Genomic DNA, 12,484 nt, shown 5'->3' with positions numbered 1-12,484 from the left:
ATGCGCGCTCTACTCGTGTTGTTCAGCTTGCTGCTGTCGATGTCGTTATCGGCGGCGGAAAAATTGCCGGTGGTCACCAGCTTCAGCATCCTCGCCGACATGGTTCACCAGGTGGGTGGCGAGCATATCCAGATCACCAACATGGTCGGCCCGGACGCCGACGCACACACCTATGAACCGACGCCTGATGATGCCAAAGCGCTGCTCAAAGCCAAACTGATTATCAAGAATGGCCTGGGTTTCGAGCCATGGCTCGATCGCCTGGTGACCAGCACCGAGACCAAAGCCCCCGTCATCAGTGCCAGTCATGGCGTGATTCCACGCTCGCTGGTGGAAGACGGCGAGACCATTCCCGACCCGCACGCCTGGCACAACCTGGCCAATACCGAACTGTACATCGCCAACATCACCAAGGCGCTGATCGCCGCTGATCCGGCGAACAAGGCCGACTACCAACGCAACAGCCAGACCTACCTGAAACAGATCTACGCCCTGCTCGCCGAAGCCAAGGCCAAGCTCGGCTCGCTGCCACCGGGCAATCGCAAGATCGTCACCAGCCACGATGCCTTCGGTTATCTCGGGCAGGCCTACGGCATCGACTTCATGGCGCCGCAAGGTCTGTCCACAGAGCGTGAACCGTCAGCCGCCGAAGTCGCCGCGCTGATCACGCAGATCCGTCAGGCCAAGGTCAAAGCGGTGTTCATGGAAAATATCAAAGACGCGCGCCTGCTCAAGCAGATCGCCGAGGAAAGCGGCGCGCACATCGGCGGCACGTTGTACTCCGATGCCCTCGCCGCTAGCGGCCCGGCCAGCACCTTTACCGGACTGTTCGAATACAACCTCAACACCCTTTACGACGCACTGAGCCAGCCATGATCCGTAAAAATCCTTCCGGCGATCTTCCGCAAATTGCCGAGTCGGCCTACGTCGACAAAACCGCGATCATCTGCGGCAAGGTGGTCGTTGGCGAGAACGTCTTCGTCGGCCCCTACGCCGTGATTCGCGCCGATGAAGTAGACGCTTCAGGCGCGATGGAGCCGATCACCATCGGCGCCAATTCGAACATCCAGGACGGCGTGGTGATCCATTCGAAATCCGGTGCTGCCGTGACCATCGGCGAATTCACCTCGATCGCTCACCGCTCGATCGTGCATGGTCCGTGCGTGGTCGGCGACCGGGTGTTCATCGGCTTCAACAGCGTGCTGTTCAATTGCGTGATCGGTGACGGCTGTGTGGTGCGGCACAACTCGGTGGTCGATGGCCGCGATTTGCCGGATGCGTTCTACGTGCCCTCCACCACCCGCATCGGCCCCAATACCGACCTCTCGCAGTTCCCGCCGGTGAGTGTCAGCGCCTCGGAGTTTTCCGAAGACGTGGCACGCACCAATGTCGATCTGGTACGCGGCTACAAAGCCTTGCAGAACGAGTTCTGAATCATGAGCAGCGTGCTGATTCGCAACGCCAGACTGGTCAATGAAGGACGCGAGTTCGATGGCGATCTGCTGGTCAACCATGGCCGCATCGTCAAGATCGCGCGCAGCATCTATGGTGAAAATGCCCGTGTGGAAATCGACGCCAATGGCCAATGGCTGTTGCCGGGGATGATTGATGACCAGGTGCATTTTCGCGAGCCGGGGGCGCCGGCCAAGGGCTGCATCCACACCGAGTCGCGCGCAGCGGTGGCGGGCGGCATCACCAGTTTCATGGACATGCCCAACACCCAGCCGCCCACCCTCACCCTCGAAGCGATGGCGGATAAAAAGCGTCGGGCGGCAATTAACTCCGTGGCCAACTACGGCTTTCACTTTGGCGTGAGCCAGGACAACCTCGACACCGTCGCCGCGCTCAACCCCTGCGAAGTAGCCGGGGTCAAAGTGTTCATGGGTGCCTCCACCGGCAATATGTTGGTGGACGATCCGAGAACGCTTGAGCGTTTATTCGCCGAAGTGCCGACGATACTGCTGGCGCATTGCGAACACACGCCGAGCATCGAGGCCAATGCAACACGTCTGCGCGAACGTCTTGGCGAACACCTGCCCGCGAATATCCATGCACTGATTCGCGATGCCGAGGCTTGCTACCGCTCCTCTTCGTTGGCAGTGGAACTGGCCAGACGTCACGGCACCCGCCTGCACGTTTTGCATCTGACCACCGCTCGCGAACTCGAGTTGTTCGAGGACAAGCCGCTCGCCCAGAAACACATCACGGCCGAAGTCTGCCTGCATCATCTGCTATTCGATGACCGCGACTATCCGGCCCTCGGCAACCTGATCAAATGCAACCCGGCGATCAAGACACAAGCCGACCGAGACGCGCTCCGTCAGGCCTTGCTGAGCAATCGACTGGATGTGATCGGCAGCGATCACGCGCCACATACCTGGGCGGAAAAACAGCGCCCATATGCCGAAGCGCCGTCCGGTTTGCCACTGGTGCAACACGCTTTGCCGGCGCTACTGGATCTGGTGGCCGATGGCGTGCTGCCGATCACCACGCTGGTGGCGAAGACCAGCCATCGGGTGGCGGATCTGTTTGCGATTCCGGATCGGGGTTATTTGCGCGAGGGGTATTGGGCGGATCTGGTGCTGGTTGAGCCCTTGGCTCTTGAAGTGTCGCGGCAACCGATTCTGTCACAGTGCGGCTGGACGCCGTTTGCTGACAAGACTTTTCGCTATCGGGTGAATACCACGTTGGTGTCGGGGCAGATTGCCTGGCGAGAGCAGCGTATCAACGAAGGATGTCAGGGGCTGGCGCTGCGATTCATGCGGTGACAACCAAGACGCCTTCGCGAGCAAGCCCGCTCCCACAAGGATTGTGCTGTCCCCTGTGGGAGCGGGCTTGCTCGCGAAGCTTTTAAGCTCTTGGCTTCACAGTGCCGCAATCCTGACCCAACCACACCGCACGGGTTTCCAGGCTGCCCTTCTGGTTGATCCCGATGGCGTTGAACGTGCCGTTGGCCACCGTGGTGAACTCACGATCACTGAGGAACGTGGCAACCCCGGTGCCTTGCGCTTTCGGGCAGCTGAAGCGGAATTTCCACTGGTTGCCGGTGCGCTCGGTGATCTGCTGTTTGCAGCCCGACTGCGGATCGGCCAAGGGAATATCGTTGGTCGCCACTTGCTGCGGCGTCAGGCAGGCACGAATGCCCTTGCCGCCGATGTTGATGCCGTTCTTCTCCAGCGCCGCACGCTGTTGCGGGGTCATCTGGCCTTGCAACTGGCCAAGAATCGATTGCACATCCATGGGCTGGTCATCGACCTTGACGTTGCTCGAGGTCATTTCCCACAGCCCCGGCTGCAGCATTTGCGCCTGCGCTACCACCGGCATTGCCAAACCCAGGCCCAGCGCCAAACCCAGCAGACGAACGTTCATCGAAAAACTCCTGATCAGTAGTGGCCGTTAGACGTCGGCCGATTGCTTCGGTTCATGCACCAATTAAATAGCGACATTCGCCTCGGAACATGGTCTGTTACGCATTGAGTCTTCAGGAGCAAGGCTGCCCCATGGATTATTTTGGACCGCACATTTTCGGTTATCTGATCGCCCTGATACATAGCCTCGGCTTGATCGCCGCCATCCATGCGGTGCTGACCGTACGCACCGCCCAAGGCTCGATCGCCTGGGCATTGTCGCTTATTTTCATTCCCTACCTGACCCTCATCCCTTATCTGGTTTTCGGCCGCAGCACCTTCGACGGCTATATCAAGGCGCGGCGTCAAGCCAACGAACAGATGCGTCAGGCGATCTCCGAGTTGAACTGGCGCCCGTGGGTTGAAGAAGCCCTCACCGCCCGCGCCTCGAAGGCCTACGCCTCGCTGCGCGCCATGCCCAAACTGGGACGCATGCCGTGCCTGGCGAACAACCAGGTGCAACTGCTGGTGAATGGCCACGCGACCTTCGAGGCGATCTTCCACGCCATCGATCAAGCGCGCGAAGCCGTACTGGTACAGTTTTTCATCATCCATGACGACCGCCTCGGTCAGCGCCTGCGCGATCTGTTGCTGAAGAAAGCGGCTGAGGGCGTGGCGATTCATCTGCTCTATGACCGGATCGGCAGCCACGCCCTGCCCCACAGTTATGTGCAGGCGCTGCGCGATGGCGGTGTCGAGGTCAAAGCCTTCGCCACACGCAGCGGCTGGCTCAATCGCTTCCAGGTGAATTTCCGCAACCACCGCAAAATCGTCGTGGTCGATGGCGTACTCGGCTTCGTCGGCGGGCATAACGTCGGCGATGAATACATGGGCGCGAAACCGCCCCTGGCGCCGTGGCGCGATACCCATGTTCAGGTGCGCGGGCCGGTGGTGGCCTGCATGCAGGAGTCGTTTGCCGAGGACTGGTTCTGGGCAGCACGGACGTTGCCACCGCTGATCCTGCCGGATGTCTACCCGGAAGATGGCGTGCTCTGCCAATTGCTGGCGAGCGGCCCGGCGGATGCCTACGAAACCTGTTCACTGTTCTTCGTCGAAGCCATCCACGCGGCGACGGAACGAGTGTGGATCACCAGCCCCTACTTCATTCCCGATGAAGCCGTGTTCGCCGCGTTGCGCCTGGCGGTGCTGCGCGGCGTCGACGTGCGCCTGCTGCTGCCCTCACGCCCTGATCACCGCATCGTCTACGCCGCGTCCAGCCTGTATGCGTTTGAAGCGGTGCGTGCCGGCGTGCGGGTATTCCGCTACGAGCCGGGGTTCCTGCATCAGAAAGTGGTGTTGATCGACAGCGAAATCAGCGCCATCGGCAGCGCCAATCTGGACAACCGCTCGTTCCGGCTGAATTTCGAAGTGATGCTGCTTACCGTCGACAGCGAGTTCGCCGCCCACGTGGAACAGATGCTCAACGAAGACTTCGAGCAGGCTTATGAAGTCGCCAAAGAAGAAAGCCGGGAGATCCACCGCCTGCAACAGCTCGGCATGCGGATCGCCCGGCTTATTTCACCGATTCTTTAACCGGCCGCTCGCTCGAACGAGCGAACGGTCGTCAGGCCTCAGGGGTGATAAATGTCGTCGCGGGTCCAGGGCAGTTCATGGCTGCCATCCGGATGCGCCTTCACCGCAAGAATCTGGTGCAGGTTGATCCAGCCACGCGCGAACGCGTAGGCACATCCAGCCAGATACAGCCGCCAGATACGCAACGCCTGATCCGGCACCAGTTTCCCGGCGGCCTCGAGGTTGTCCTCCAGCCGCTCGCTCCAATGGTCGAGTGTGCGCGCGTAGTGCAAACGCAGGCTTTCCACGTCGACGATCTCCAGTCCGGCTTCGCTGATCTCGGCCGAGATCATCGCCAGGTGCGGCAGCTCGCCGTTGGGGAACACGTATTTCTCGATGAAGTCGCCAGCACCGCGTCCCACGGGACGGCCATCGGTGTGTTTGGCGGTGATGCCGTGGTTCATCACCAGACCGCCCTCCTTCACCGCGCCGAACAGGACCTTGCAGTACTCGGCGAGGTTGGCGTGGCCGACGTGTTCGAACATGCCGACGCTGACTACCTTGTCGAAACGCCCGTCCTGCGGCAGATCGCGGTAGTCGAGCAATTGCAGCTCAACCTGATCTTCCAGGCCCTCGGCCTTGACCCGCTCTCGGGCCAGTTCCAGCTGTTCCTTGCTCAAGGTGATGCCGAACACTTTGGCGCCGAATTCACGCGCGGCGTAACGCGCCAGACCACCCCAGCCGCAACCGACATCCAGCAGATAATCACCGGGCTGCAAACGCAGTTTGCGACACAGATGTCGGAACTTGGCCTGCTGTGCCTGTTCCAGAGTTTCGCTGCCGGTTTCGAAATACGCGCAGGAATACGCCATGTCGCTGTCCAGCCACAGCTGATAGAACGCGTTGGACAGGTCATAGTGATAGGAAATGGCTTTGGCGTCGGTTTCCTTGTCGTGCACCGCACGCACTGGCTGCGCGCTTTCGTCTTCATCGAGCAAGGCGCTGCTCAATTCGTCGCAGACCCGGATGACCTCGCTGATCGAGCCCTCCAGTTCCAGCCTGCCTTCGACAAACGCCGCCCCCAGCGCGTCGAGACTCGGATGGGTGAACTGGGTGACCATCGTCGGGTCCTTGACCACAATGGTGACACTGGGCGTCGGCCCCAGGTTGAACTCATGGCCATCCCAGAGTCGCAAGCGAAGCGGAAGCTGCAGATTCTGTAAGGCCGGTGGAAGTTGCGCGAGCATGGAAAATCCCCCTTGTTTCAGACGTCAGATCTGAGGGTAGACCATCCTTGAAAAATAGCAGGCTATCGATTTAATTAGCCGAGACTATCGTTCCAGGCGCTCCTGCATGCCGTCATGCACCCACTACTGCTTTAGCCCAGGTAACGGCGTGAAGTGTGCGCCCTCTCCATAGATGACTGCCTATTCGGCGCACAGTTCGCTGAAACTCACTTCAGTGATCATCCTTGAGCTTGAGCAATGGCTCCTGAAACCGCAGCAGCCGTCCGGCATTGCCCAACACCAGCAGCGTGCTGAGGTTGTGCAGCAGCGCGGCGATCATCGCCCCGGCCGCGCCGAGCCAGCCGAACGCCGCAAACACCACGATCGCCAGGGTCCAGCCCAGACCGATGATCACGTTGACCTGCAAGGTTCGACGGCACTGACGACTCAGCCGCACACAGGTGCCCAGACGGCGCAGATCGCTGCCGATCAACACGATATCCGCCGAGGCCAGCGCGATGTCGGCACCGCCGGCGCCCATCGCCACACCCACCACCCCGGCCTTGAGCGCCAGCGAATCATTGATGCCGTCACCCACCACCATCGGCCGGAAACCGTTGTCGATTTCCTTGAGCACGCGGTTGAGCTTGTCCTCAGGCAGCGCCTGCGCTTCCACCTCTTGCAGGCCGACCTCGCGGGCCAGGGTCTGCGCAACACTCTGGCGGTCGCCGGTCAACAGCAACTGGCGACCCAGCCCCAGTTCGCGCAATTCAGCGAGGGCAAAGCGCGCTTCCGGTTTGACGCTGTCGGCCAGCAACAGCCAGGCGACAAATTCGCCGTTCAGTGCCAATCCGGCAATCGGCCCGTCGTGCTCGGGAACGATGGTAGTGACGATGCCCAGTTGCGCGAACAGTTCGGGACGCCCCAGCGCCGCCTCGCCCTGCGTGGTCATGGCGACCACCCCAAGACCCTGACGCTCGTGAATATCTGTTAGCGGCAGGCTCTGCTCTTGACTCACCAGCCCCGCCAACGCCCGGCTGACAGGATGACTGCTGGCCGCACCGAGACTGGCGGCCAGCGCCATCACCGAGGCCTGATCCAGACGCGGGCTGCTGATCGATTGCAAACGCAAGGTGCCGTAAGTCAGCGTGCCGGTCTTGTCGACCACCAGTGATGTGAGGTCTGCCAACTCCTCAAGGAACGCCGAGCTGCGGATCAGAATACCGTGGCGCGCCGCCACCGCCACTCCGGCAATTGCTGTGGCCGGTGCCGACAGCACCAAAGCGCAAGGACATGCGGCTACCAGCACCGCGAGCATCGCTTGCGCGTCATGGGTGACAAACCAGGTCACCGCCGCCAACAGCAACACCAGCACCATGTAGCTGCCGGCATAGCGTTCAAGCAGACGGGTGATCGGCGGCTTCGAACGCTCGGCGTTCTGCATCAGCGCGATGACTTTGCCCAGCGTCGATTGATCACCGGTGCGGGTCACCTCAATGCGCAGCAAGCCATCGAGGTTGATCGCGCCGCCAAACACCGTCATGCCCACTGCCGTTTCCACTGGCACCGACTCGCCGGTAATCGACGCCGTATCGAGGCTGGCCTGGCCAAACAACACTCGGCCATCCGCCGGCACCCGATCGCCGGCGCGCACTTCGACTGTGTCACCGGGTTGGAGGGTGCCGTTATCGACTTCGATGATCGAGCCGTCCGCCTGAATCTTGCGCGCGTGACTACGGGTCAATTGGCCGAGAGCGTGAATCGCTTCCTGCGAGCCGATCACGCTGCGCTCTTCCAGCACGTGGCCGAAGATCATGATGATCGGCAGCAACGCGGCGGTCAGCAGATCGCCAGTCGCCCAGGCACCGAGCATCGCCAAAGCAATCAGTTGATCGGTGATGCCGTGCAGGCTCGGATAACGCAAGCTGTACCAAGCAGAGCGCATCACCGGCACCGCTACTAATAAGGAGGCGAAACCCAGCAGCAACTGACTGACACCGGTTTGCTCCGGCACCATCCAGCGCCAGATCAAACCGAGGCCGAGCAAGCCCAAGGCGAGCATTGCCAAAGTCAATTGGCGCGCAGCGCGGCGCTGTTCGGCCGAGGACAACAGGCTCGGTGCAGCGGTGGTCGCAGTCATTTACTGGCTCCCTGAATGATCAGGCGGGAATCGTCTTTCGGATCGACCGTGGTCACCGAACCGGCCTGACCAAGAATTTTCGGCATGCGTTCGCGGTACAGCCGCAGGAGCATCTGCGGGTCGGTGCCTTGTTGTTGCGCCTTGGCCAGGCTCATGACCGTGGCAGTGTCGGCAGAGGCTTTGGCCAAGCGTTCGCCTGCCTGTGCATGGGCCACTTGCAGCGTGCGGTCGGCTTGCTCGTTCGCAGTCTGGGTGAGTTTTTCCGCCTCGGTGCGTGCATTGGCGACGGCTTTGTCGGCCTGCTGACTGGCGGTCAACACCGCATTAAAGGCACTGACCGCCGGATCCGGCAGACTCGACTGAACGTCGACCCGCGCCACTTCGATGCCGATGCCCTGCCCACTCGTCTTCAATTCAGCCAAGCGCTTGTTGATGCCTTGCACCAGATCACCGCGCAGACGCTCACGACGTTCAGCCGCTTGATTGTCGGCGCCGATCAACTCCGGCCGAGCGACCAGAATCGTATCCAGATCCCGAGCAGCGGTCAGGGCCACAGCGCTGCGGGTGACCAGCCGATCCAGTGCTGGCAGCACATGATCACCCTGCAGCACGAAGTCATAGGGATCGCTGACTTTGTAAAACACCCGCACATCCAGTTGCACCACGCCGGCGTCGCCGGTCAGCAGATAGCCGGAACCGGCCAGTGCATCGCTCAGTGGCGTGGCGAAGGTTGCTACACGATCAGCCTTGATCGCCTCACTGCTGCGCAGCAGGTTTTCCACTCGGCGCTCGATGACCCGATCCGCTGCCGGCAGCAAAACCACCTGCTCGAACGGCTGCGGCCAAGCCAGCAACAGCCCGGCATTCTGGACGCGGTGCAGTGCGCCAAAGTGCAAGACCACCGCGCGATTTTGCGGATCAATCTGCCGCACATTGGAAAACGCCCACGCCAACGCAGCCAATACCGTTACCGCATATAAGGCGAAAAACGCCAGGCGTCCGGCCTGAATCCACGGACTGCTCAACGAATGTGTTCCACGTGGAACTTCATCACTCATGGCTGCGATCCGGATTTGTTTTCAACAGTCGGCGGGCCGTCCACCAGCACGCGGAATGGCGCGGCGTCGGTGCGCAGGATCAGCTTGGTGTCCGGCGTAACGATGGTGCCAAGGGTATCGAGTGAGCGCAGCAGGTTGTACAGCTGCGGCGAGCCAGCATAGGCACGGCCGTAGATTTGCGCGGCTTCGACCCGCGACTGTGCTTCGATTTCTGCGGCCTTCACCGTGGCATCGGCCTGGACAATTCGCGCATCGCGCTCGGCCGCAGAACGGATCTGCGCGGCTTCTCGCTTGCCGATGGCGGTGCGTTCGGTGGCGATTGTTTCACGCTCGGCGCGCATCCGATCAACCGTGGCCGTGAGCGTGACCGAAGGCAAGGTCAGGCGTTCGATGCCCACCTGAACCACACGCACGCCGTAGGTGGCCAGCAACTGCTGGTCGATCTGCTGACGCAGTTGCGCTTCGAAATCGGCGATACGCACTTTGCTGGCATCGGTATTCACCAGATCCGCCAGGTCGAAACTGCTGGCGGTGGTTTCCAGCGCCGAACCAACAAAGGTGCGAATCTGCCGCGCCGCTTCGTCCGGCTGGTTCTGCACCGCGCGCATGAAACGCTGCACATTGTCCGGGTCGCCCTGCACCTGCCACGCCACGTAGGCCTGAACGATGATGCGCAAACCGTCGCGGGTGCCGACATCCTGCAAACCACTCGAGGTGGTACGCAGGCGCAGATCCACCGGGATCGCCGCTTCGAACGGCGCCGGCCAGCGCCAGCTCAAACCCGGCTCAAGCAGCACCCGCGACGGATTACCGAAACGGGTGATGACGGTGGCCTCGCCCGAGCGCACCTGAACCAGGCTTGCCGCCGCGATGGCAAACCCCACCAGCAACAGCGCCCAGCCCATGCGCCGCCACGGGAGCGGCCCCGCCTCTTCCGGCGCTCCGTGGTGATGGTGATGATGCCCATGATGATGGTGATGCCCGGCGTGGCCATGATCGTGGCCGCTGTGGTCATGGGAATCGTGAGAGTGCGACTGGCTCAAGGGGCAACTCCTGGTTGAGCGGTGGTGCGCGCAGGCGTCGGATCAGCCGGCAGCGTAAACGTACGCAGATCGATGGTCGGCGCATTGCTGCTGCCGCCTAAACGGTGGTCGAGTATTAACAATTTGGCCTTGTTCAGACCCAGGCTGAGCTGATTCAGATATTGCTCAAGCACGAACGCCTGGCCAGCGCTGGAATAGGCTTTCTGCTCAGCCTTGAATTTCAGATCCGCCGCCTGCGCGGTGGCGTTGATTTCACGGGCGCTGGCACTCGCCTGATCGCGGGCCAGGCTGGCCTGCAACTGCGCCTGATTACTGGCTTCTGCCGCAGCGCCGCGTTCACGGGAGATCAACGCCTGCGCGCCGATCTGTGCTGCTTGCACGCTGTGATAAGCATTAGCCGCACCGGCTGGCGGGTGAATCGCTTCGACCACGGTGGCGAGAATCTCCACACCGCTGTCGAGTTTCTGTAGATCACCTTGCACTGCGCGGCCGATTTCTTCGCCCAGCCCTACCCGGTCAGCGCCGAGCAAACCGTCGAGGGTGCGCGAGGCAAAATCGTGCACCAGAATCCGGCTCGCGGTGCTGCGAATCAGCGTCGGCACATCAGCGTTGTTGTAAGTGGCGGCCAAGGCATCCTGATCACGCAGACCAATGCGATAAACGAAGCGCACGTCCATGTTGACGATCTGAAAGCTCTGCTGATCGCCACGGCTGCTGGCGATCACCTGGGATTTGTCATTGACGTGGCTGGCATCCCACAAGCGGTTGGCGGTCATCGGTGCCGGGCCTTCGGCAGGCTCAGCCTGGGTTGGCGCGGGAGCATCGCCGACGCTGGTTGCCAACTCGTGCACCACGCCATTCTCGACGCTCAATACACGGCCCAATGGCCACGGCAGACCGGCATGCAATCCGGGGCCGAACACTTGCACCGGTTTGCCGAAGCGCTCGTAGATACCTCGCCCCTGCAGCGGGATTTCGTGGATACCGGTCAGTAACCAGCCGACCGCAGCGACCAGCACCAGCACCGGCAGGAAGGCCCGGCGCATATAGCTGAACGCCCAGATCTGGCGCAGATCGATGCCGAACCGGTTGTGCAGTTCATGCTGCAAGGCGAGCAACGGCTGCGGTGGCCAGCGCAGCATATCGGCAACAAAACTGCGCGCCAGCAGGGTCGGTTCGAGCTGCTCGCGTCGAGGGCTGAACACCGACAGAACTGCGCGCAATAGCAACTCGATCGCAACCAATCCAGGCAAGATCCCGATCAATACCGCAAGCCGCACTGGCCACACCGAAGCGTCGCTGGCGAACAGCAGGCACAACGCGCCCAGCACCAGACTGATGATCGCAACCCGCGCCAGTTGGGCGAGAGACCCGGCTTCCGGCCATTGCGCCGGACTCTCCTGAGCCAGTTGCCGCTCCAGCACCAGCAGGCCGAAACCCAGCAACAACATCAGCGCCGCGCCCACCGTGGCCGACAACCCGACCGCAGCGGCAGGCAATGCCAGATTCCACACCTGCCCGACGGCGAGCACCACCAGTACTGACCAGCCGCCCAGCCACAACGTGGCCGCGCCAATCTGACCGAGCAGGTGCAGACCACGCTGACTCAATCGCTCCAGCAGCCGTTCGTACCAGCCATCTGGCGCTACTGGCTCCAGCTCCTCGGTCAGCGCCACCGATATCGGCGGGTCAATCACCCCTGCACGCCATTGCGTCAACCACCACGCCGACTGCAGGCCGGCGACCAGCACCAGCAACGCCGCACCCAAATTCACCAGCAAGACCGGCCATATCGATTGCGCGGCAAACAGCTCGACAAACAACGCCAGCAGCCACCCTGCCCCGGCCAATCCGCCGAGGCCGATGGCCAGACTACGCAAGCGTCGCCCTTGCGCGGCCGCTTGTTGAAAGCGCGGCAACCCGGTCACTTGCGTGCCATCGACATTCAGATCGACTTGCATATCACCCCAAAGCCATTGATTCACCGGTCTTATCGTTACGATATAACGAAAAGCGTGAAATATTCGTACACAAATTCGCTTATCTAAAGATGCGCAACCTGTCGCTTGCCTGAAGCCTTGACCGAAATGTCCGGAAA

10 protein-coding genes are annotated in these 12,484 nt (G+C 61.5%); 4 read left to right on the top strand and 6 right to left on the bottom strand.

The annotated features are described in order from the left end of the window. The 3 genes from ACM6I7_RS12645 to ACM6I7_RS12635 are packed head-to-tail and all read left to right on the top strand — an operon-like array spanning nt 1 to nt 2,768. Nucleotides 1-876: a metal ABC transporter substrate-binding protein gene (locus tag ACM6I7_RS12645; RefSeq protein WP_336839539.1), complete on the top strand. Its 876-nt coding sequence runs from the start codon at nt 1-3 to the stop codon at nt 874-876. Then, the gene (locus ACM6I7_RS12640) at nt 873-1,433 is read left to right on the top strand and encodes a DapH/DapD/GlmU-related protein (protein ID WP_027610326.1); all 561 of its coding nucleotides are present in this window, start codon (nt 873-875) and stop codon (nt 1,431-1,433) included. The genes ACM6I7_RS12645 and ACM6I7_RS12640 overlap by 4 nt, the downstream gene beginning before the upstream one ends. 3 nt (nt 1,434-1,436) lie before the next feature. Then, on the top strand, nt 1,437-2,768 hold the full coding sequence (locus ACM6I7_RS12635; protein ID WP_414888679.1) for a dihydroorotase: 1,332 nt from the start codon (nt 1,437-1,439) through the stop codon (nt 2,766-2,768). 82 nt (nt 2,769-2,850) lie between these two features. On the opposite strand, the gene ACM6I7_RS12630 is transcribed toward ACM6I7_RS12635, so the two are convergent. Then, nucleotides 2,851-3,369: a DUF3617 domain-containing protein gene (locus tag ACM6I7_RS12630; protein ID WP_027610324.1), complete on the bottom strand. Its 519-nt coding sequence runs from the start codon at nt 3,367-3,369 to the stop codon at nt 2,851-2,853. 131 nt (nt 3,370-3,500) lie between these two features. Here ACM6I7_RS12630 and cls point away from each other — a divergent pair, with 131 nt between their 5' ends. Continuing rightward, the gene (cls, locus tag ACM6I7_RS12625; protein ID WP_096795441.1) at nt 3,501-4,940 is read left to right on the top strand and encodes a cardiolipin synthase; all 1,440 of its coding nucleotides are present in this window, start codon (nt 3,501-3,503) and stop codon (nt 4,938-4,940) included. Between the two features lie 38 nt (nt 4,941-4,978). On the opposite strand, the gene cfaB is transcribed toward cls, so the two are convergent. From cfaB to hflK (ACM6I7_RS12600), 5 genes are all read right to left on the bottom strand, one after another. Further along, the gene (gene cfaB / locus ACM6I7_RS12620) at nt 4,979-6,166 is read right to left on the bottom strand and encodes a C17 cyclopropane fatty acid synthase CfaB (protein WP_027610322.1); all 1,188 of its coding nucleotides are present in this window, start codon (nt 6,164-6,166) and stop codon (nt 4,979-4,981) included. Nucleotides 6,167-6,377: 211 nt separating this feature from the next. Beyond that, on the bottom strand, nt 6,378-8,285 hold the full coding sequence (locus ACM6I7_RS12615) for a heavy metal translocating P-type ATPase (RefSeq protein WP_414888678.1): 1,908 nt from the start codon (nt 8,283-8,285) through the stop codon (nt 6,378-6,380). Further along, nucleotides 8,282-9,343 carry a protease modulator HflK gene (gene hflK / locus ACM6I7_RS12610; RefSeq protein WP_414888677.1) on the bottom strand — a complete coding sequence of 354 codons (1,062 nt, stop codon included), beginning with the start codon at nt 9,341-9,343 and terminating at the stop codon, nt 8,282-8,284. Before hflK (ACM6I7_RS12610) ends, ACM6I7_RS12615 begins: the two co-directional genes overlap by 4 nt. Next, the gene (gene hflC, locus ACM6I7_RS12605; protein ID WP_027610319.1) at nt 9,340-10,386 is read right to left on the bottom strand and encodes a protease modulator HflC; all 1,047 of its coding nucleotides are present in this window, start codon (nt 10,384-10,386) and stop codon (nt 9,340-9,342) included. The genes hflK (ACM6I7_RS12610) and hflC overlap by 4 nt, the downstream gene beginning before the upstream one ends. Further along, on the bottom strand, nt 10,383-12,347 hold the full coding sequence (gene hflK, locus ACM6I7_RS12600; RefSeq protein WP_414888779.1) for a protease modulator HflK: 1,965 nt from the start codon (nt 12,345-12,347) through the stop codon (nt 10,383-10,385). The genes hflC and hflK (ACM6I7_RS12600) overlap by 4 nt, the downstream gene beginning before the upstream one ends. Nucleotides 12,348-12,484: the final 137 nt, after the last annotated feature.

It is taken from the genome of Pseudomonas sp. IT-93MI4 (assembly GCF_949767635.1).
Taxonomy (GTDB): domain Bacteria; phylum Pseudomonadota; class Gammaproteobacteria; order Pseudomonadales; family Pseudomonadaceae; genus Aquipseudomonas; species Aquipseudomonas putida_A.
This window is presented reverse-complemented; position numbering and strand designations above follow the sequence as displayed.

What these genes read in the sequence shown, in the direction of transcription:
- ACM6I7_RS12645 (WP_336839539.1), top strand. Translation starts at nt 1, where the DNA reads ATGCGCGCTCTACTCGTGTTGTTCAGCTTGCTGCTGTCGATGTCGTTA.
- ACM6I7_RS12640 (WP_027610326.1), top strand. Translation starts at nt 873, where the DNA reads ATGATCCGTAAAAATCCTTCCGGCGATCTTCCGCAAATTGCCGAGTCG.
- ACM6I7_RS12635 (WP_414888679.1), top strand. Translation starts at nt 1,437, where the DNA reads ATGAGCAGCGTGCTGATTCGCAACGCCAGACTGGTCAATGAAGGACGC.
- ACM6I7_RS12630 (WP_027610324.1), bottom strand. Translation starts at nt 3,369, where the DNA reads ATGAACGTTCGTCTGCTGGGTTTGGCGCTGGGCCTGGGTTTGGCAATG.
- cls (WP_096795441.1), top strand. Translation starts at nt 3,501, where the DNA reads ATGGATTATTTTGGACCGCACATTTTCGGTTATCTGATCGCCCTGATA.
- cfaB (WP_027610322.1), bottom strand. Translation starts at nt 6,166, where the DNA reads ATGCTCGCGCAACTTCCACCGGCCTTACAGAATCTGCAGCTTCCGCTT.
- ACM6I7_RS12615 (WP_414888678.1), bottom strand. Translation starts at nt 8,285, where the DNA reads ATGACTGCGACCACCGCTGCACCGAGCCTGTTGTCCTCGGCCGAACAG.
- hflK (WP_414888677.1), bottom strand. Translation starts at nt 9,343, where the DNA reads ATGAGTGATGAAGTTCCACGTGGAACACATTCGTTGAGCAGTCCGTGG.
- hflK (WP_414888779.1), bottom strand. Translation starts at nt 12,347, where the DNA reads ATGCAAGTCGATCTGAATGTCGATGGCACGCAAGTGACCGGGTTGCCG.